Genomic DNA, 19,164 nt, shown 5'->3' on the forward strand with positions numbered 1-19,164 from the left:
AGGGGCTGGTGCCAACCGGTGAGGGCTGCCCCTCACCCTTTCGGCTGGCGCATCGCTAACGCTCTGCGAGCCTCAAGCCCTCTCCCGCCTGGAGAGGGAAAACATCTGCACAATCCGCTCCGCCGCCACCGCCGCTCCATCCTCGCGCGACGCCACGACCCCCAGCCGTGTCGCGGTCCCGACCAGCGTCGGATCGGCGAGCATCCGGTCCAGCACCGTCGCGACCCGCCCGGCCCGGTAGGCGCGGCGGCTCAGGGTCGCCCCGCACCCCAGCCGCACGATCCGCGCCCCATTGTCGAACTGGTCCCCCAGGAACGGCACGACCATTTGCGGCCGCCCCGCGCGCAGGGCCTGCTGCGTCGTCCCGACCCCGCCCTGGTGCACGATGGCCGCTGCGCGCGGGAACAGCTTCGAATAGGGCGCATAGGGCAGGGCGATCGCATCCGGCCCGTCGGCGACACCGGGGTCTCCCTCCGGCCCGACCAGCAGGACGGCGCGGCGACCCATCCGCCGGGCCGCCTTCAGGCTCTCGACATAGAAGTCGCCCGGGATGAGCACCGCTGCGCTGCCGAGGGTGAAGACGATCGGCGCCGATCCCGCGTCGAGGAACCGGTCGAGCTCGCGCGGCATGACGACCGGTCCGCCCGCCTCGCTGTCATAAGCGGCGTAGCCGGTGACCGCGAACCCGGCCGGCGCATCCGGCTGGACGGGGCTCAGCAGGGGCGAATAGAGGCCGAGCGCCAGATCGGCGTTGGCCGCTCCGTCGAAGAACAGGTTGGCCTTTCTCGCCGGCAGGCCCAGCGAGGCCCGCACCCGGTTGATCGGCTTCGTCCAGGGATCGGTGCTGGCCCGCGCCAGACCGATCGTCGCCCGGTTCAGCCACAGCCGCGCGCCCGACGTCGCAGGCGCCAGCCAGGGCGCGCGCGGCAGGAAGGGCGGGTCATAGGCGGAAAACACCACGGTCGGCTGCAGGGCCGCCGAGACGTAGGGCACGCCCGCCATTTCCGCGGCCATGGCCGCGCCCGCCGCGAAGGTGGCCCCGACGACGGCGCTCGACCCGCGCGCCACGACCTCGACCTCGCGCGTCCAGGTCTCGAGATAGGGCAGCATCACCTTCTCGAACAGGAACCGGTCGGACCTTGCGATGGCCCGGGTGATTTCGGCCAGGTCCATGCCGAGGTCTGCGCTCAGCTGCGCCACCCCCGGCCCGACCCGGTGAAAGACCAGCCCCTCCGCCTCGACCTTCGCCCCGTATTCGACCGAGGTCGCGATCTCCGCCTGAAAACCCCGGGCCTTCAGAGCCACGCCGAGGGCGATGAACGGATGCAGGTCGCCGAGCGATCCTGCGGTGCAGAGAATGATGCGGGGAGGCATGGCTGACCCTAGCACGTCTCCGTGAAGGTTCACTCTGGCGTCCGGCGACGCCGGTGCTTAGCCTCTCCCCCATGACCCGATCCCGCACCCGCGCCGTCCTGACCTCCCTCAGCCTCTGGGTGATGGTCGCCCTGGTCGGGGGGCTCGCGGCCGGGGCGGCGGCCCAGGCCTGGGGCATCCCCGGCGGTGCCGGCACGATCGCCGTCGTCGACGCCCTGGGCCAGCTCTGGCTCAACGCCTTGCGCATGACCATCATCCCCCTGGTCTTCAGCCTGCTGGTGACCGGCATCGCCTCCATCGCCGACGCGGCCTCGACGGGACGGCTGGCGCTGAAGGCGGTGATCGTCTTCGCCCTGCTGTTGCTGGCGGCCACGGTCTACGCCTTCGCCTCCTCCCTCGGACTGCACGCCCTGTGGCCCATCGGCGCGGACGGGGCGGCCGCCCTCCTCGCCGGCGCCCCGCCCGAGGCCGCGCGCGAGGTGGCCGCCAATGTCGGAGGCGGCGGCTTCGGCGCCTTCCTGACCAGCCTCGCCCCCGCCAACCCGATCCGGGCCGCGGCCGACGACGCCATCCTCGCGATCGTGGTCTTCGCCATCGCCTTCGGCTTCGCCACCACCCGGCTGGAGGCCCGGCTGCGCCAGCCGGTCGCCCTCTTCTTCGAGGCCGTCGCCAACACCATGATCGTCATCGTCCAGTGGGTGCTGGCCGTTGCCCCGCTGGGCGTCTTCGCCCTGGCCCTGGGTGTGGGGCTGCGCGCCGGGCTCGGGGCCGCAGGCGTGCTGGGCCACTACATCGCCCTGGTCTGTCTCAGCCTGATCGGCCTGATCCTGCTGACCTATGTCGTCGCGACGATCGCCGGCCGGATCGGCCTCGGGCGGTTCGCGCGCGGCGCCGCCCCGGCCCAGGTCGTGGCCTTCTCGACCCAGTCCTCGCTCGCCTGCCTGCCGGTCATGGTCGAGCGCGCCATCGACCGCCTCGGCGTTTCCAGCGCCACCGCAGGCCTCGTCCTGCCGCTGGCGGTCGCCGTCTTCCGCATCACCTCGCCGGTCGCGAACCTGGCCGTCGTCATCTATGTGGCGAAGCTGACCGGCACGGAGATCACCACCGCCTCCATGCTGGCCGGAGGCCTCGCCGCCCTGGCCGTCAGTGTCGGCACCGTGGGTCTCCCCGGCCAGGTCAGCTTCTTCGCCTCCATCGCCCCGATCTGCCTCGCCATGGGTGTCCCGCTGGAAGTCCTGCCCCTGCTGCTGGCGGTGGAGGTCGTGCCCGACATCTTCCGCACCGTCGGCAATGTCACCGCCGACCTGGCGGCCGCCCGGATCGTCGAGGATCGTGACTTCGCGGAACCGGTTCCTTTGGCGCCGCCCGAAAGCGTGGGCCTGTAGTGTCTGACTACGGCCGGTAGGTGTCCTGGTTCCCGGGTCAGAGCATCCGCAGAAACAGGACCCGGACCCCGGGTCGGGCCGTTTTGCACCGACCCTATGCCTTGGGCGAAAGGAAAAGTCCCGGGTGCGGCATGTACGCACTTGACCCTGCGCCATACCGCCGTTTACCAACAGCGCGCGTCGCGGAATCATTGTTTTTCATATGGTTATGCAATCTACGCGTTCACGTTGGGGATATCGTGATGATAGGTAAATGGCTGGCCGCCAAGGCCGGAGGTGCCGCGCTGCGCGGTGCTTCCGTTCGCCCCGGTCCCTTTGTGGGCGTGCAGTCCATGATCAGGGGCGAGGGATGGCAGTCTGACAATGGCCGGACCGTTCTCGTTCTGGATGCAGCCGGAAATCTTGCGCTCGTTCTGGACGGCCGAAAGGCCTGGAGTCCGCCGAAGGCGGGAGGGGCGACCAAGCTCCTGCTCGACGGCAAGGGACAGCTGATCCTGTGGCGGGACCACGAAAGGGTCTGGGTCATCGGCAGCCCTCGCGCTCCGTCGGCCGAGTTCAGGGTGCAAGACGACGGCAACCTCGTTCTCTACGATCGACACACGGTTCTCTGGACGTCTGATACCCGCCTGTAGGCTGGGTCACGAGCGCCGGAGTGACCGGATCGACAACGGCACAGATCTTGCGGACGTTGCGACAATCGTCGACGTTGACTGACACTCTCAACCTCCCGTCTTGCCGTAGCCGCCGGCCCATCGCAGCTTTTCGAGGGCGGCGGCGGCCTTTAACAAGATCGTGGCCTCTTCGGTCCTTCCCTGACTCAGCAGACCGGCCGCCCGGCGCACCGCCTCGGCCAGGGCCTGGTGCGGATCCATCGGCGGCGCTGCATTGCATTCGGCCAGCCTCGCCAGCCCCCTATCCGGCTCATCAGCCCCGCCCCGGATCGGCTTGAAGTCCAGCCGCTCCGCGATGATCTTCCGGGTCCAGCCCTCGATCCGGGCGCGGCGTCTCAGATTGGCGTAGCCGACGTCGAACCGACGCGCCACCGATGGCGCCGACTCCCCGGCGATATAGGCCTGCCGGGCCCGCGCCCAGGTCTCCGGCCAGCGATATTTGCGCAGACGATGGTGTTCCATCTGCGGATCCTCGCACGCCGCTGCGTCGAAAACGGTCGCAGGGAGAAATGCACGGTCTGCGGGATTGTGCAGAAATCTGCATAGCCGGTCTGGTCGAACTGGCCTGTTTGTGCGGTCAACGCGTAGTCGAAATCACCGGGAAGTCGTCGGCGGGGGCGAAGACTGCATTCGCCGCGATCGCCCCTCTCCCCCTGCGGGAGAGGGCGCCCGCACACGGCGGCGCAGCCGTCGTTCTTGTGCGGTCGGGTGAGGGGTCGCGCCGGGCGTGGAATCTGCCCCAGCCGGCCCACTCCTAACGCCGGTGTGACCCCTCATCCGGCCCTTCGGGCCACCGTCTCCCGCAAGGGGAGAAGGAAGGCCTCTTCAGTGCGCGTAGTCCTGGATCGGCCGGACCTCGAGCGTGTCGTCCTGGATGGCGCCGATCGCCTGGGCGGCGGCCAGCGCGCCCGCTGAGGTCGTATAGTAGGGCACCTTGGTCATCAGGGCCGACCGCCGCAGGCTGAAGCTGTCCTGCAGGGACTGCTTGCCCTCGGTGGTGTTGATGACCAGCTGGACGTCGCCGTTCTTGATCGCGTCGACGATGTTCGGACGCCCTTCCAGCACCTTCTTGACGAAGCTGACGGGCAGGCCCTGCTGGACCAGATAGGCGTGGGTGCCGCCCGTGGCGATGACCTCGAAACCCTGTTTCAGCAAAAGGGTCACGGCCTCGACGATGAAGGGCTTGTCGTCGTCCTTGACCGAGACGAAGGCGGTTCCGGCCGTCGGCAGGGTGGTCCCGCCGCCGATCTGGCTCTTGGCGAAGGCGCGGGCAAAGGCGGGGGCCATGTCGGCCTCGCCGGGACGCTTGAAGTCCAGGCCCATCACCTCGCCGGTCGAGCGCATTTCCGGCCCCAGGATGGTGTCGACCCCGGCGAAGCGGGCGAACGGGAAGACCGCCTCCTTGACCGCGATATGGTCGTAGGGGACGTCCTTCAGGCCGAAGGAGGCGAGGGGAACGCCCGCCATGACCTTGGCGGCGATGGCGGCCACCGGCTGGCCGATGGTCTTGGCCACGAAGGGCGCGGTGCGCGACGCGCGCGGGTTCACTTCCAGCACGAAGATGCGCGGGTTTTCGCTGTGCGGCTCCTCGATCGCGAACTGCACATTCATCAGGCCGCGCACCTTCAGCGCCTTGGCCATGGCCTCGGTCTGGCGCTTGAGCTCGGCGACGGTCTCGGGCTTCAGCGACCACGGCGGCATGGAACAGGCGCTGTCGCCCGAGTGGACGCCGGCTTCCTCGATATGTTCCAGCACCCCGGCCACGAAGACCGTCTCGTCGTCGCACAGGGCGTCGACGTCGACCTCGGTGGCGCGGTTCAGATAGTGGTCGATCAGGACGGGATCGGAGCCCGACACCCGCATGGCCTCGCCGACGTAGCGGTCCAGCTGCTCGCGGTCGTGGACGATCATCATGCCGCGGCCGCCCAGCACATAGGAGGGGCGCAGGACGACCGGATACCCGACCTCCTCGGCTTTCCGGGCGGCTTCCTCGGCCGAGCGGGCCAGACCGTTGGGCGGCTGCATCAGGCCGATGTCGTGCAGCATGACCTGGAACCGCTCGCGGTCCTCGGCCAGGTCGATGGAGTCCAGCGAGGTGCCGAGGATGGGAATGCCGTCCTCATGCAGGGCATGGGCCAGCTTCAGCGGCGTCTGGCCGCCGAACTGGACGACGACGCCGATCAGCTCGCCCTTTGAGCGCTCGACCTCGATCAGCTCCAGAACGTCCTCGGCCGTCAGCGGTTCGAAATACAGCCGGTCCGAGGTGTCGTAGTCGGTCGACACCGTCTCCGGGTTGCAGTTGACCATGATGCTCTCGACGCCGATGTCCGCAAACGCGAACGCCGCGTGGCAGCAGCAGTAATCGAACTCGATCCCTTGCCCGATCCGGTTCGGCCCGCCGCCCAGAATTATCGCCTTCTTTCTGTCGGTTGGCTCGGATTCGCAGAGCGGAATCTGGCCGAGGGCGCCGGTCTCATAGGTCGAGTACATATAGGCGGTGGCCGAGGCGAATTCGGCGGCGCAGGTGTCGATCCGCTTGAACACGGGACGCACGTTCAGGCCGCGGCGGGCGTGACGAACGGCCTTCTCGGTCGTGCCGGTCAGCTGGGCCAGACGGGCGTCGGAGAAGCCCTTGGACTTCAGCTTGCGGAACTCGGTCGGATCGGTCGGCAGGCCCTGGACCCGGACATGGCCTTCGGTGCGGACGATGTCGGCGATCTGGCGCAGGAACCAGGGCTCGTAGGAGCAGGCGGCGTTGACCTCCTCGACCGACAGGCCGTGGCGGAAGGCCTGGGCGATGACCCGGATGCGGTCCGGCGTCGGCTGGCCCAGGGCGCGCACGACCGCGGCACGGGCCGAGGCGTCGTCCTCGACATCCACCGTGCCCTCGATCTCGATCTCGTCGAAGCCCGACAGGCCGGTCTCGAGACCGCGCAGGGCCTTCTGCATCGATTCCTGGAAGGTCCGGCCGATGGCCATGACCTCGCCGACCGACTTCATCGAGGTGCCCAGCAGGGGCTCCGAGCCCGGGTATTTCTCGAAGGCGAAGCGCGGGATCTTGGTGACGACATAGTCGATCGACGGCTCGAACGAGGCCGGCGTCACCTGGGTGATGTCGTTCTGCAGCTCGTCCAGAGTGTAACCCACGGCCAGTCGCGCCGCGACCTTGGCGATGGGGAAACCGGTGGCCTTGGACGCCAGGGCCGAGGACCGCGACACGCGCGGGTTCATCTCGATCACGACCATCCGGCCGTCCGCCGGATTGATCGCCCACTGCACATTCGATCCGCCGGTCTCGACGCCGATCTCGCGCAGCACATTGATCGAGCCCGTGCGCATGCGCTGGTACTCTTTGTCGGTCAGGGTCAGGGCCGGGGCCACGGTGATCGAATCGCCCGTGTGCACGCCCATCGGGTCGATGTTCTCGATCGAGCAGATGATGATGCAGTTGTCCGCCTTGTCGCGGACGACCTCCATCTCATACTCCTTCCAGCCCAGCACCGACTCCTCGATCAGCACCTCGGTGGTCGGCGACAGGTCGAGGCCGCGCAGGACGATCTCCTCGAACTCCTCGCGGTTGAAGGCGATGCCGCCCCCGGTGCCGGCGAGGGTGAACGACGGGCGGACGACGGCAGGCAGGCCGACGAACTCGAGGCCTTCCAGGGCCTCTTCCATCGAGTGCGCCGCCTTGGACCGGGGTGATTCGAGCCCCAGCTTGTCCATGGCGTCGCGGAATTTCTGACGGTCCTCGGCCTTGTCGATGACCTCGGCCTTCGCCCCGATCATCTCGACGCCGTATTTCGCCAGCACGCCGTTCGCGTCCAGCGCTAGGGCCGTATTTAACGCCGTCTGACCGCCCATGGTCGGCAGGAGGGCGTCCGGCCGCTCCTTCTCGATGATCTTCTCGACCATCTCCGGCGTGATCGGCTCGATATAGGTCGCGTCCGCCATGTCCGGATCGGTCATGATCGTCGCCGGGTTGGAGTTGACCAGGATGACCCTGTACCCCTCGGCTTTCAGCGCCTTGCACGCCTGCACCCCCGAGTAATCGAACTCGCACGCCTGCCCGATGACAATGGGTCCTGCCCCAATAATCAGTATGGATTTCAAGTCTGTACGTTTGGGCATGGCGCTCTGGTCTTAGTTCGTCACGACCGCGCACTCCCAGCCGTCGTAGTCGAGCTGGAAGGCCGCGGCCCAGGATTGCATCATGGCGCTGACGGGGGCGAAGGATGCCTCGTCGACCGCCATGGTCGTTTCAAGAATGGTGCTGTCGTCCTGACCCTTGGTCAGGAACCCGGCCCGACGGGCGACCTCGTTGAGATCGTCATGATCGCCTTCGCCGTAGAAGTAGAACAAAGTGTGGCGTGGCGTGATCCCGCTGTCGCCATGCGTCAGCAGGGACGCGCGGATCATCGCATCCCGTTCTTCATGGCTGATGACATCGTCGTGCAGGGTCGTGTCTCGCTCGCGCGCGAACGGCCGGCGGCGCTGGGCGGCGGGCCGGTTGCGTTCTGGTTGTCGGTTAAGCGGCCCGTCTAAAGACGGGGGGGCGGGGGGGCAAGCTGTTTTGGGGACAGCTCACGGCCACCTGTCAACTCCCGAACAGCTTGTCCAACATCTTTAAGCCGTGGCTCTTTAACCAGGCAGCGACAATCCCGGTTGCGAACTGGGCAGCCTTCCCAATCGCCGTTTTCGCTGAAAACCGGGCTGCAAGCGTTTCCAAAGGCCAGATCAAGTAAACTTGCACCGAAGTCGCGGTAAGATGCTCTACATGTCGGAGCCATTCAGCAGCTTCGCCGAGCCTTCTGACTACTTCATTGCGTTCCGCAGGGGCGGTGGATGCGTATCCATTGTCACTTCTAACTTGCTCCGCGAGCGCCTCAAAGGTGTCAGCGATCTCTAGAGCAGTCGCGTCTGGACGGTCGATCGCCAAAGGCTCCCAAAGGCCATCGGGCTCCGAAACGGACTTGGCTTGCTCATATGCTCCGGTGATAGATTCCCCGAGCCAGTCCCACCCCAAGTCCGACGTTAGCTTCATAGCTCTGCGGGTGTCGGGGTGGGTGTCTCCTATCAGCCGGACAACGTTGTCGAGAGCCGTCTTCTCGATGAGAAAACGCGGTGCGGCATGGGGCGTTTCAACGACATCCAAGGTTCCGAAGAGGCTGTACAATGAAGCTTCAACATCTTCAGGTTCGACATCCACATCCAAATCTGGATGAGTATCCTCAATTATCGTCCAAGCGGTGACTGCAGATTTGGACTTTCTATTTTTGCGAAAAAGCCGCGACAAGCAATCGACTACGATTACGTTGTGATAGTCAACGATATCCATCGATCTCGATCTCGGGCTGAGTTGCGGGATGCCGCAGTGTTGGCAGGTGCCGTGCACGCTAACATAGGCGCCAATTCTTGATGAGCTACGAGAAGTGGCGGTCGGCGATCCAGGCGGGCAGGTCTGCGATACTGTCCAGCAGGCCGAAGCGCGGGTGGTCGACCGGCGGCTCCGCGATCTCGTGGGCCCAGGTCACATGATACGGGATGTGCACGGCGAAGGCGCCTGCCTCGATGGCCGGGATGACGTCCGACTTCACCGAATTGCCGGCCATGACGGCTTCGTCCGCCCCTGTGCCGTGACGGGCGAACACGCGGTCGTAGGTTCCGCGATCCTTCTCCGAGACGATCTCGACGGCAGCGAACAGATCGCCCAGGCCCGAGGCGGCGACCTTGCGTTCCTGATCCATCAGGTCGCCCTTGGTGATAAGGACCAGCCGGTATCGCTCCGACAAACTCGCCAGAGCCTCATCGACCCCGGGCAGGGTCTCGACCGGATGACCCAGCATCTCGCGCCCGGCGGCCAGGATCTCGCGCACCACTTCGGGCGGCGCGCCGCCGTCGCAAAGCTCCATCGCCGTCTCGATCATCGACAGGGTGAAGCCTTTCACGCCGTAGCCGTAGAGGCGGAGATTGCGACGCTCGGTGTCGGCCATTCGCGCCTCGATCGTCGCCGCGTCGCCGTGGTCGGCGAGCAACTCCACGAACCGCGCGTGGGTGAGACGGAAGAGGGTCTCATTGTGCCAGAGGGTATCGTCGGCATCGAGCCCGACAGTCGTGATGGTCATGGTCGAGCCGATATCAACTTTGCCGATTCGTGATATGCGAGGGCCCTCAGCGAGGGGAGAGACGCATGAACGACTTCATCCTGCCATACAAGAAGTACGCCCAGTTCACCGGTCGGTCGGACCGGAAGGAATTCTGGTATTTCGTCATATTCTATTTCGTCGCCGCCGGGATCCTCAGCATCGTCGACAGCACGATGTTCGGAGGCGGCCGGGCGGTGTTCGGCGACGGTGGATTCGACGTCTCCTCCTCCGGACCGCTGGCGGGGATCTTCGCCATCGGCTCCTTCATCCCGATGCTGGCCGTCGCGATCCGGCGACTGCATGACACCGGCAAGACGGGTTGGTGGGTCCTGCTGGGTCTGATCCCCCTGGTCGGGACCATCATCCTGATCGTCTTTTACGCCCAGAAGGGCCAGCCGGAGACCAACGCCCACGGCGAACCGCCCGAAGGCAGTCGCGCGGCCTGACGGTTCGCGCCTGCGAGGGGCGGCTTCAGGCCCCCCGGCAAGGGCGCGACGCGATGGCGGCTTGTTCTTCCCCGCTGGAGGGCGTTCATCGACCGCATGCAGGTCTTCCCTCCAGATGTCGTTTCCGCCGTGGTCATCGGGGCCTCCGGCGGGATAGGAGCGGCGGTGGCCGATGGGCTGGCGGAATCGGGGCGTTTTGACACGATCCACCGGCTGTCGCGCTCGATCACGGGACTGGATCTGGAAGACGAGTCCAGCATCGCCGCCGCGGCCGGGGCCATCGCGGACGGACCGGTCCCGGTTCTGATCTTCGTCGCCACCGGCGTTCTGCACCACGGCGAGGCCCCCGAACGATCGTTCCGGGCGATGACAGCGGAGCACCTGCTGCGCGACTACCGGGTCAACACGGTGGGGCCGGCGCTGGTCGCCAAGCATTTCCTGCCGTTGCTGCCCCGCGACCGGCGCGCCGTATTCGCCGCCCTGTCGGCGCGGGTCGGCTCAATCGGGGACAACCGGCTGGGCGGTTGGCACAGTTATCGGGCCTCCAAGTCCGCGTTGAACATGATCATTCGCAACCTGGCGATCGAGATGGCGCGCTCTCATCCCCAGACCATCGTGGCGGGGCTGCATCCGGGGACGGTGAATACGGGTCTGAGCGAACCGTTCCAGCGAGGGGTTGCGGCAGAGCGGCTGTTTTCGCCCGCCGTCTCAGCGGAATACATGCTGGGCGTCCTCGACGGCCTGAGCCCTGCGGACAGTGGTGGCGTCTTTGCCTGGGACGGCGCGCGGATCCCGGCCTAGGGCGTTTGACGACGCAGGACCACGGGGGCCTGGCGGGCCCGGCAGGTCACGCTTCCGCTTCTGTTGTCCCAATCTCCGACGCATGGCGGCGCGAGCGCACGGGCGTGGCCGCTGACGACCCCGACCTATGGCGTTGACCCCGTTCGGGCATCCCTTTAGTCACGCGGCCGTTTGTTCGCCGGGATTCGGTGTAAGGGGACAGCCATGACCGTACAGCTTCTTCCCGGCGCGACCGGCGTCCTCGCTCTCGCCGACGGCACGATCTTCCAGGGCGTGGGGGTCGGCGCGACCGGCTCCGCCCTCGGCGAGGTGGTCTTCAACACCGCCATGACCGGCTATCAGGAAATCCTGACCGATCCCTCCTACATGAGCCAGATCCTCGCCTTCACCTTCCCGCACGTCGGCAACACCGGCACCAATGTGGAGGACATCGAACAGATGGGCGGCGGTTCGGACACCTCGGCCCGGGGCGCGATCTTCCGCGACCTGCCGACCGACCCGGCCAACTGGCGCTCGGACGCCGGCTTCGATGTCTGGATGAAGCGGCGCGGCGTCGTGGGCCTCGCCGGCATCGACACCCGCGCCCTGACCCAGCGCATCCGCGACCACGGTGCGCCGCACGCGGTGATCGCCCACGATCCGGATGGAAACTTCGACCTCGACGCCCTCGTGGCCCAGGCGCGCGAATGGACCGGCCTTGTCGGCCTCGACCTCGCCAGGCCTGCCTCGACCCTGCAGGCGTTCGAGTGGGACGAGGGACTGTGGGAATGGCCGGAAGGTCACCCGAAGACCCACGGACGAAAGAACGTGGTCGTTGTCGACTACGGCGTGAAGCGCAACATTCTGCGGGCGCTCGCCTCGACGGGGGCGAAGGTCACCGTGGTCCCGGCGACGACCACGGCCGAGGATATCCTGGCCCGGTCCCCGGACGGCGTCGTCCTGTCGAACGGACCGGGCGATCCGGCCGCGACCGGCGAATACGCGGTGCCGGAAATCCGCAAGCTGGTGGACAGCGGAAAGCCAGTCTTCGGCATCTGCCTGGGTCACCAGATGCTGGCCCTGGCGCTCGGCGCCAGGACCGTGAAGATGGAGCAGGGCCACCACGGCGCCAACCATCCGGTGAAGGATCTGACGACGGGCAAGGTCGAGATCGTCTCCATGAACCACGGCTTCACCGTCGATCGCGACAGCCTGCCGGACGCGGTGATCGAGACCCATGTGTCGCTGTTCGACGGCACCAATTGCGGCATCCAGCTGAAGGACCGTCCGGTCTTCAGCGTCCAGCACCATCCGGAAGCCTCTCCGGGGCCGACGGACAGCCTGTATCTGTTCGACCGGTTCAGCGACCTGATGAAGGTCTGAGGTGAGCAGTCCGGCGGCGACCTCGGCCTATCTGGGCTGGCTGGGCGCCGCGCTGGCGACCGGCGGGGACTCCTCAAGTGCCGTTTCCGGGGCGTCGGTCGACGCCGTGCTGGGGTATGCGACCGGCTACGATTCCCACGACATCGCTCCGTTCGTTCGCTCGTTGCGGGCGGTGTTCGACGGGGAGATCGCCCTGGTCGTCGACGACCGGGCCGATGTCCGGGCGCTGCTGGACGAGCATGACGTTCGCGGACTGGCAGCCGAGGTCATCGAGGGGTGGCGGCCTCACGCCGTCATGGCCCGGTTCGCGGCGTTCGACCGCTATCTGACCGGCCGGACCGACCTGCGCAGCGTACTTCTGACCGACGTGCGCGACGTGCTGTTCCAGAAGCCGCCCTTCTCGCCGCAGCCGGCGGGACTCGAGGTCTTCGTCGAGGGCGACCGGCTGGGCGATCACGCCTTCAACATGAAGTACCTGAGGGCACTGGTGGGCGAGTCGATGGCGGCGGCGCTCGCCCCGGCTCCGGCCATCTGCGTCGGCACCGTCATGGGGCCGCGGGAGGAGGTCGTCCGGTTCTGCCGGCTGGTGTTGATGCTGGCCGCCATTCCGCGGTCGGAACTCGGCGGGGCGTTCGGGGCCGATCAGGCGGCCTGCAACATCGCCGTCCACATGGGCCTTCTCGAGGCCGAGGTTTGCGACAACTACGGGCGCGTGGCCACAATCGGCCTCACGCCCGGCAATGCCCTGGGTCTCAAGGACAGTCTGGTGGTGAACCCCGACGGCTCGGTCAGCGCCATCGTTCATCAGCACGACCGCCATCCCCATCTCGCCGCGGCGATGCACGAACGCTGGGGCCAGGGGATGCAGGTGCGAGAGCGCGTGCGGACCCGACCCGCAGGTCAGCGATGGCGAAAGCTGCGCGATTCCCTGATGCGCCGCCTGCCCGAACTGCGCTGACGTGCTAGGCTGCGGGCTATGACCGGTCGCCTGATCCTCGTCGCCCTTGTCCTGATGCTCGGCGCCTGCGCCAGCGGCGCGCGCTCGTCATTCGACATCCAGGACCGGGAAGGTGCGCGGCCGATGGGGCTGACCTCCGCGCCGAACCATCCGATCCGTGTCTATCTGGACGCAGAAGACCGGGCCGCCATCTTCCAGCAGGCGTTTCGTGAGGGTGTGCCCGTGGGTGCAGACGGGCGATTGGACTTCATCGCCCTGTCCGGCGGCGGCTCCAACGGTGCCTTCACCGCCGGCCTGATGAAGGGGTGGAGCGAGACGGGCGACCGGCCCGATTTCGAGGTCGTCACCGGCGTCTCGACAGGTGCGCTGGCCGCGCCCTTCGTCTTCCTGGGACCCGACTACGACGATGAACTCGCCGAGGCCTACACCGGCGGTGCGGCAGCGGGTCTCTTGCAGTCGCAGGGGCTGGGCGCGCTGATCGGCTCCGGCATCTACAGGTCCGAACCGCTGCGGGCCCTTGTCGAGCGATTTGTGGACGAGGATCTGCTGGAAGCCATTGCGTCCGAATACGCAAAGGGGCGGGTGCTGCTGGTCGCCACGACCGATCTGGATTCACAGAGGGGTGTCAGTTGGGATTTGGGAGCTATTGCGACACAGGGCACCCCTTCCGCACTGGAGCTGTTTCGCAGCGTGCTGATGGCCTCGGCCAGTATTCCCGGAGCCTTCCCGCCCGTCTTGATCCAGTCCGACAACGCAGGCCTCTACTTTGAGGAGATGCATGTCGACGGCGGGGTGACGACGCCCTTCCTGGCGGTGCCGGAGACCCTCTGGTCGTTCAGGGAGCCGTCCGACACTTTGCGCGGCGCCCGCTTCTATGTCGTGGTCAACGGCCGGACCAATCCGACCTTCGAGATCACCCGGGATACGCCCCAGGGGGTCCTGGGGCGCAGCATCGATATCCTGCTGAGGGCCTCCCTGCTGACGACGCTGGCGGGCAACAAGGCCTTCGCCGACGGCAACGGCCTGTTCTTCCGCTATGCCGCCTTGCCCGATGACTCCGAGGCCTCGGCCCTGGATTTCAGCGTGGAGTCGATGAGCGCGGTCTACGAGGTCGGTCGGCAGGGCGCGCTCTCGGGCGAGGCCTGGCGCTAGGCGTCAGGGAAGAGCGGCGAAGCTGCGGTCTTCGCGCAGGGCGCAGGCCTTCTTCACGGCTACCGGCGCGGCGTGCAGCCAGTAGTCGGCGTCTTCCGGCCGATCAGCACGCTTGCGCTCCAGACCGCGGAGCCGCCGCTGGGCGGCGTTGGCCAGCAGGCGGGCGTGAAGGGCGCGCGGCGTCAGATCGTGGACCGCGGGAGCATAGGGAACGGCGACGGGGTCGGGTCCAATGGGCTCGACCGCCGGTCGGGCGATGGCGATGAACATGGAACGTCTCTGGCTTGAAAGGGGATCGGCTCTTCTGCGCCGGAGTGAACAGTGGATTAACCCTGTCTCCTGTGGATAGTTCCGCAATCTGACGAAAAAATGTTCTGATAAAACATGATCTTAAGGTCGCGATTTGGCCTTCTTGGTTAACGAGGGGTTAACGGTCAGTGGCGCGGTCGTCCTGAAAGCTGTCGAGGTAGGTGAGCCAGGCCGTGCGGCCTCTTGCGGTCATCAAGATACGGGTTCGCGGTTTGCGGCCGAGGAAGCCTCGATGGAGGTCGATATAGCCCGCATCTTCCAGCCGTCGCAGGTGGCTCGACAGGGTGTTGTTGGCCAGACCCATCACCCTGGCGACCTCGGTGAAATCGCCTTCGCCTCGGTCCGACAACCAAGCCAGAATACCCGTCCTGATCCGGTTGGCGAACAGTGCGTCGGTCTCGCTCATCCCCTGCGTCCGCTCATCAGGATCACTGCCGGCAGGAAGGCCAGCAGAATCAGGCAGGCGCACGCCGCCGGCAGCATCGGCGGCGTGTTGCCGATGATCGCCATGCCGATGGCCGCGCCGAAGCTGCCGACGGCGACCAGAAGCAACCAGCGTCGGTCGTTCAGGATGGCTGTCACCCACCAGGCCACGCCCCACAGCATGAGCAGCACCGAGGGCATCAAATAACTGGCGTAGACGTTGTCTGTCGGCAGCTGATCCCGGGTGAATATGCGGAAACTGACGACGGTCGTCACCATCGCGATGAAGGCCGCGCTCCAGGTGGCCGTCGCCGCGCGGCTCAGCCGGATCCGGTTGGGCCCCAACATTCGCCAGAGCGTCCAGATCAGGGCTCCGAGGAAGCTGAGGTGGGCGGCGAAAATTCCGGCGTTCAAGAACTGGATCAAAGGGCTGGCAGGATAGCCCTGCGCATGGCCAGGCAAGCCCTCGATGGCCAGACCGATCATCACGGCAAGCAATGAAAACCCATAGGCACCGCCGAACACCGCCATCAGCAGAAGGAAGGGTGCCGGTTCGCCTCGGCCCGCATCGGCAAGCCGCTTGAGGTAGGCGAGGTCACTTTCGTCGGAGGGCAGCGGCCTGGGGGGCGACTTCGGACATGCGGAGACTCCGTTTCAGATCTGACTACTTTCAATTATAAAGTTATCGAGTCAAGCGGTGCAATGAGTGACCTGCTAAGCATCCGCGGTGCGTTTCGATGACCGCTTCCTTGAGGAACTGAAGGCCCGCCTTCGCCCGTCCGACGTGATCGGGCGGACGGTGAAGCTCAAGCGTCAGGGACGCGAATGGGTGGGGCTCAGCCCGTTCTCGAAGGAGAAGTCGCCGTCCTTCTTCGTCAATGACGACAAGGGCTTCTTCCACGACTTCTCCTCGGGCAAGCATGGGGATGTGATCTCCTTCCTGCAGGAGACCGAGCGATTAAGCTTCCCCGAGGCGGTCGAGCGACTGGCCGCCGAGGCCGGGATGAAACTGCCCGCCGAAGACCCGCAGGCGGCGGAGCGTGAGGCGAAAAAGCAGGGCCTGTCGGACTGGATGGATCTGGCCCAGAAATGGTTTGCGGCGAACCTGCGCCGGTCGACCGGCAAGGCGGCGCGCGAGTATCTGGAACGCCGCGGGCTGCCCGAGGACCAGTGGGACCGGTTCGGTCTGGGCTATGCTCCGAACGACCGCGAGGGTCTGAAGCAGGCCCTGGTCCAGCGCGGGGCCAAACCGGGCGATCTCGTCGAGATGGGGATGCTGATCTCGCCCGAAGGCGGAGGCGCGCCCTACGACCGGTTCCGCGACCGGCTGATGTTCCCGATCCTGGATGCGCGCGGACGGCTGGTCAGCTTCGGCGGTCGGGCGATGAACCCCGACGACCGCGCCAAATACCTGAACGGTCCCGAAAGCCCGCTCTTCCACAAGGGGGCGACCCTGTACGGCCTGCCCGAGGCGCGGCGCATCCTGGGGGCGGAGTCCAAATCGACCCAGGCCGTGATCGTGGTCGAGGGGTATATGGACGTCATCGCCTGCCAGCGCGCGGGCCTGCCGGCCGTGGCGCCGATGGGCACGGCCCTGACCGAGGACCAGATGGCCCTGTTATGGCGGGTGTCGTCCGAGCCTGTTCTGTGTTTCGACGGCGATGGAGCCGGTCAGCGCGCCGCCTATCGCGCCATCGAACGGGCCCTGCCGCTGCTGAAGCCCGGCCGCTCCTTCCGCTTCGCCCTGCTGGAAGGCGGGCAGGACCCGGACGACATCCTGCGCGACAAGGGCGCGCCGGCGCTGCGTCAGGCGATGACCGAAACGCGGACTTTCGCCGAGGTCCTGTTTCGTCGGGAGGCTGAGGCCGAACCGCTGGATACCCCCGAGCGCCGGGCCGGGCTGAAGGGGCGACTGCGCACTGCGGCGGCGGCGATCCAGGACAAGGACCTGGCCGAACAGTACCGGCGCGAGTTGTTCGACCGCTTCGATGCCCTGTTCCCCGGCCGGTCTGCGCCTCAGCAGCGACCCCAGCAGGCCGGCGGACGCTGGAAGGCCGGCCCGCCGCCGAAGCTGGGCCAGACCGCAGAGGGCGCCTCGGCCATGCAGGCGCTGAGCCGGTCGATCGAGCCGATCGCGGCGGCGCTGGCCCATGGTGCGATCGAAGACCCCGAACGGATGGACGATCATCTGGAGGCTATCGCATCGCACGGCTTCGGCGACCCGGCGCTGGACGGGCTTGCGCAGGAGCTGGTTCGGTTGCGGTTCGGCGGCCAGACGCTTGACAGCGCGGCCCTGCGTCGCCATCTCGCGACCTCCGGACACGATGCTTTAGTGCGCGAGGTCGAGAAGGCGGCGGCAAAGTCCGGCGCGCCTTTCCTGGCCGCAAGTGCGCCCCTCGCCGAAGCAAGGGTCCGGTGGTCGCAAGGCTTCGACGCCCTGACCCGCGTTGCGGGACTGGACGCGGCGCTGGCGTCAGCGAAGTCGGGGGCGGATCACGCCTTCGACGCATCCGCCTTCAGTCGTCTGAAGGCGGAACGCGACGCATTGCGACGAGCCATCAAGACCGGGACGATCTGGGACGATGAGGCGGGTTCGTAACGAACTCGGCCCGTAGGCGTTCTATTTTGGAACGAATGTTGCATTTTTGCCGACGGGCCGGCGGGGTCCTGACGGCGCGGAGACTTTGACTGAATGACTGATACGCAGGAACCGCCTGAGTCCACGTCCACCGACGGGCCTTTGCTTGATCTGACGGATGCGGGCGTCAAGAAGTTCATCAAGCAGGCCAAGGCGCGTGGCTATGTGACGATGGAGGAGCTGAACAAGGTTCTGCCGTCGGAAGAAGTCACGCCTGACGCCATTGAAGATACGTTGGCGATGCTGTCCGAAATGGGCGTCAATGTTGTCGAGGCCGAAGAAGACGCGGCCGAAACGACCGGCGGCGAAGTCGCCGAGCGCGCGGAGACTTCGGTCACCGAAGGCGACGCCAAGCCGACCTACGACCGGACGGACGATCCGGTCCGCATGTACTTGCGCGAGATGGGCTCGGTCGAGCTGCTCAGCCGCGAGGGCGAGATCGCCATCGCCAAGCGGATCGAGGCCGGGCGCGACGCCATGATCTCGGGCCTGTGCGAAAGCGCCCTGACGTTCGAGGCCATCATGGTCTGGCGCGACGAACTGGCCAACAACCGCATCCTGCTGCGCGAGGTCATCGACCTGGACGCCACCTACGGCGTGCTCAACCCCTCGTCCCTGCCGCACAACCAGCCCCAGCCCCCGATCCCCGGCCAGCCGGTCCCGCCCAAGCCCGAGCCCGAAGAGGGCGCGGAGGCCGAGAAGCCGGAGCAGGACGAGGAGGACGAGGACTTCGACGACGGCGGCGGCATGTCGATCTCGGCCCTGGAGGCGGAGCTGCGCGACGGGGTCATGGAGACCCTGGACGCCATCGCCTCGGACTTCGACGCCTTCCGCAAGCTGCAGGAGAAGCTGGTCGAGACCCGGCTCAAGGGCGAGGACCTCTCGGCCAAGGACCGCAAGGCCTATGACACATTGTCGGCGGCCATCTCGGGCCGGCTGAAGACGCTGAAGCTCAATAACAACCGGATCGAGGCCCTGGTCGAACAGCTGTACGCGATCAACAAGCGGCTGATCGGTCTGGAAGGCCGTCTGCTGCGCCTGGCCGACAGCTACGGCATCTCGCGCCCCGAGTTCCTGAAGGCCTATTTCACCCGCGAGCTCGACCCCAACTGGTCGGAAACGGTCAAGGAAATGGGCGTCCGCTGGACCAAGTTCAGTGACGACCAGTCGACCCAGATCGCCACCATCCGGGGCGATGTCGCGGCCGTCGCCACCGAGGCCGGCCTGCCGATCGACGACTATCGCCGCATCGTCCAGACGGTCCAGAAGGGCGAGCGCGAGGCCCGTCAGGCCAAGAAGGAAATGGTCGAGGCCAACCTGCGCCTCGTGATCTCCATCGCGAAGAAATACACGAACCGCGGCCTGCAGTTCCTGGACCTGATCCAGGAGGGCAACATCGGCCTGATGAAGGCGGTCGACAAGTTCGAATACCGCCGCGGCTACAAGTTCTCGACCTACGCCACCTGGTGGATCCGTCAGGCCATCACCCGCTCGATCGCCGA

The 19,164-nt window shown here is 66.7% G+C and carries 18 protein-coding genes; 9 read left to right on the forward strand and 9 right to left on the reverse strand.

Going from position 1 to position 19,164, the window contains the following annotated elements; genetic code table 11:
* Positions 1–72 precede the first annotated feature (72 nt).
* Positions 73–1,374, reverse strand: a complete 1,302-nt coding sequence (locus Q0044_RS16860) for a nucleotide disphospho-sugar-binding domain-containing protein (protein WP_298163677.1) — start codon at positions 1,372–1,374, stop codon at positions 73–75.
* 71 nt (positions 1,375–1,445) lie between these two features.
* On the opposite strand from Q0044_RS16860, the gene Q0044_RS16865 reads away from it, so the two are divergent.
* Positions 1,446–2,759: a dicarboxylate/amino acid:cation symporter gene (locus Q0044_RS16865; RefSeq protein WP_298163678.1), complete on the forward strand. Its 1,314-nt coding sequence runs from the start codon at positions 1,446–1,448 to the stop codon at positions 2,757–2,759.
* A 242-nt stretch (positions 2,760–3,001) separates the two neighbouring features.
* A complete protein-coding gene (locus Q0044_RS16870) occupies positions 3,002–3,391 on the forward strand; it encodes a hypothetical protein (protein ID WP_298163679.1) in 390 nt (129 codons plus the stop codon).
* Positions 3,392–3,478: 87 nt separating this feature from the next.
* Here Q0044_RS16870 and Q0044_RS16875 read toward each other — a convergent pair whose 3' ends face one another.
* The 5 genes from Q0044_RS16875 to Q0044_RS16895 form a co-directional block, all read right to left on the reverse strand.
* Entirely contained in the window at positions 3,479–3,892 is a 414-nt protein-coding gene (locus Q0044_RS16875) for a hypothetical protein (RefSeq protein WP_298163680.1), read from the reverse strand.
* Between the two features lie 363 nt (positions 3,893–4,255).
* Positions 4,256–7,558, reverse strand: coding sequence for a carbamoyl-phosphate synthase large subunit (gene carB / locus Q0044_RS16880; protein WP_298163681.1), 3,303 nt, complete (start codon positions 7,556–7,558; stop codon positions 4,256–4,258).
* A 12-nt stretch (positions 7,559–7,570) separates the two neighbouring features.
* Positions 7,571–7,846 (reverse strand): hypothetical protein, encoded by a 276-nt coding sequence (locus Q0044_RS16885; RefSeq protein WP_298163682.1) that lies wholly within the window; start codon positions 7,844–7,846, stop codon positions 7,571–7,573.
* A gap of 178 nt (positions 7,847–8,024) precedes the next feature.
* On the reverse strand, positions 8,025–8,765 hold the full coding sequence (locus Q0044_RS16890; RefSeq protein ID WP_298163683.1) for a hypothetical protein: 741 nt from the start codon (positions 8,763–8,765) through the stop codon (positions 8,025–8,027).
* An 85-nt stretch (positions 8,766–8,850) separates the two neighbouring features.
* Positions 8,851–9,552: an HAD family hydrolase gene (locus Q0044_RS16895; protein ID WP_298163684.1), complete on the reverse strand. Its 702-nt coding sequence runs from the start codon at positions 9,550–9,552 to the stop codon at positions 8,851–8,853.
* Between the two features lie 65 nt (positions 9,553–9,617).
* On the opposite strand from Q0044_RS16895, the gene Q0044_RS16900 reads away from it, so the two are divergent.
* The 5 genes from Q0044_RS16900 to Q0044_RS16920 all read left to right on the forward strand — a co-directional run bounded on the left by Q0044_RS16900 (position 9,618) and on the right by Q0044_RS16920 (position 14,292).
* Positions 9,618–10,019 carry a DUF805 domain-containing protein gene (locus Q0044_RS16900; protein ID WP_298163685.1) on the forward strand — a complete coding sequence of 134 codons (402 nt, stop codon included), beginning with the start codon at positions 9,618–9,620 and terminating at the stop codon, positions 10,017–10,019.
* A 96-nt stretch (positions 10,020–10,115) separates the two neighbouring features.
* On the forward strand, positions 10,116–10,820 hold the full coding sequence (locus Q0044_RS16905) for an SDR family NAD(P)-dependent oxidoreductase (protein ID WP_298163686.1): 705 nt from the start codon (positions 10,116–10,118) through the stop codon (positions 10,818–10,820).
* A gap of 204 nt (positions 10,821–11,024) precedes the next feature.
* Positions 11,025–12,182 carry a glutamine-hydrolyzing carbamoyl-phosphate synthase small subunit gene (gene carA, locus Q0044_RS16910; RefSeq protein WP_298163687.1) on the forward strand — a complete coding sequence of 386 codons (1,158 nt, stop codon included), beginning with the start codon at positions 11,025–11,027 and terminating at the stop codon, positions 12,180–12,182.
* Position 12,183: 1 nt separating this feature from the next.
* A complete protein-coding gene (locus tag Q0044_RS16915) occupies positions 12,184–13,140 on the forward strand; it encodes a hypothetical protein (RefSeq protein WP_298163688.1) in 957 nt (318 codons plus the stop codon).
* An 18-nt stretch (positions 13,141–13,158) separates the two neighbouring features.
* The gene (locus Q0044_RS16920) at positions 13,159–14,292 is read left to right on the forward strand and encodes a patatin-like phospholipase family protein (RefSeq protein ID WP_298163689.1); all 1,134 of its coding nucleotides are present in this window, start codon (positions 13,159–13,161) and stop codon (positions 14,290–14,292) included.
* A gap of 3 nt (positions 14,293–14,295) precedes the next feature.
* Here Q0044_RS16920 and Q0044_RS16925 read toward each other — a convergent pair whose 3' ends face one another.
* The 3 genes from Q0044_RS16925 to Q0044_RS16935 form a co-directional block, all read right to left on the reverse strand.
* Positions 14,296–14,562 (reverse strand): hypothetical protein, encoded by a 267-nt coding sequence (locus tag Q0044_RS16925; protein ID WP_298163690.1) that lies wholly within the window; start codon positions 14,560–14,562, stop codon positions 14,296–14,298.
* 157 nt (positions 14,563–14,719) lie between these two features.
* The gene (locus tag Q0044_RS16930; RefSeq protein ID WP_298163691.1) at positions 14,720–15,007 is read right to left on the reverse strand and encodes a transcriptional regulator; all 288 of its coding nucleotides are present in this window, start codon (positions 15,005–15,007) and stop codon (positions 14,720–14,722) included.
* Entirely contained in the window at positions 15,004–15,555 is a 552-nt protein-coding gene (locus tag Q0044_RS16935) for a hypothetical protein (RefSeq protein ID WP_298163692.1), read from the reverse strand. The genes Q0044_RS16930 and Q0044_RS16935 overlap by 4 nt, the downstream gene beginning before the upstream one ends.
* A 196-nt stretch (positions 15,556–15,751) precedes the next feature.
* Between Q0044_RS16935 and dnaG the strand changes: the two genes are divergently transcribed.
* Together dnaG and Q0044_RS16945 are read left to right on the forward strand one after the other, a co-directional pair.
* Positions 15,752–17,623 carry a DNA primase gene (gene dnaG / locus Q0044_RS16940; RefSeq protein WP_298163693.1) on the forward strand — a complete coding sequence of 624 codons (1,872 nt, stop codon included), beginning with the start codon at positions 15,752–15,754 and terminating at the stop codon, positions 17,621–17,623.
* 93 nt (positions 17,624–17,716) lie between these two features.
* Positions 17,717–19,164, forward strand: a 1,448-nt coding sequence (locus tag Q0044_RS16945; protein ID WP_298163694.1) for a sigma-70 family RNA polymerase sigma factor, incomplete at its 3' end; no start/stop codon positions are given.

The organism is Brevundimonas sp. (assembly GCF_027484365.1).
Classification (GTDB): Bacteria; Pseudomonadota; Alphaproteobacteria; order Caulobacterales; family Caulobacteraceae; genus Brevundimonas.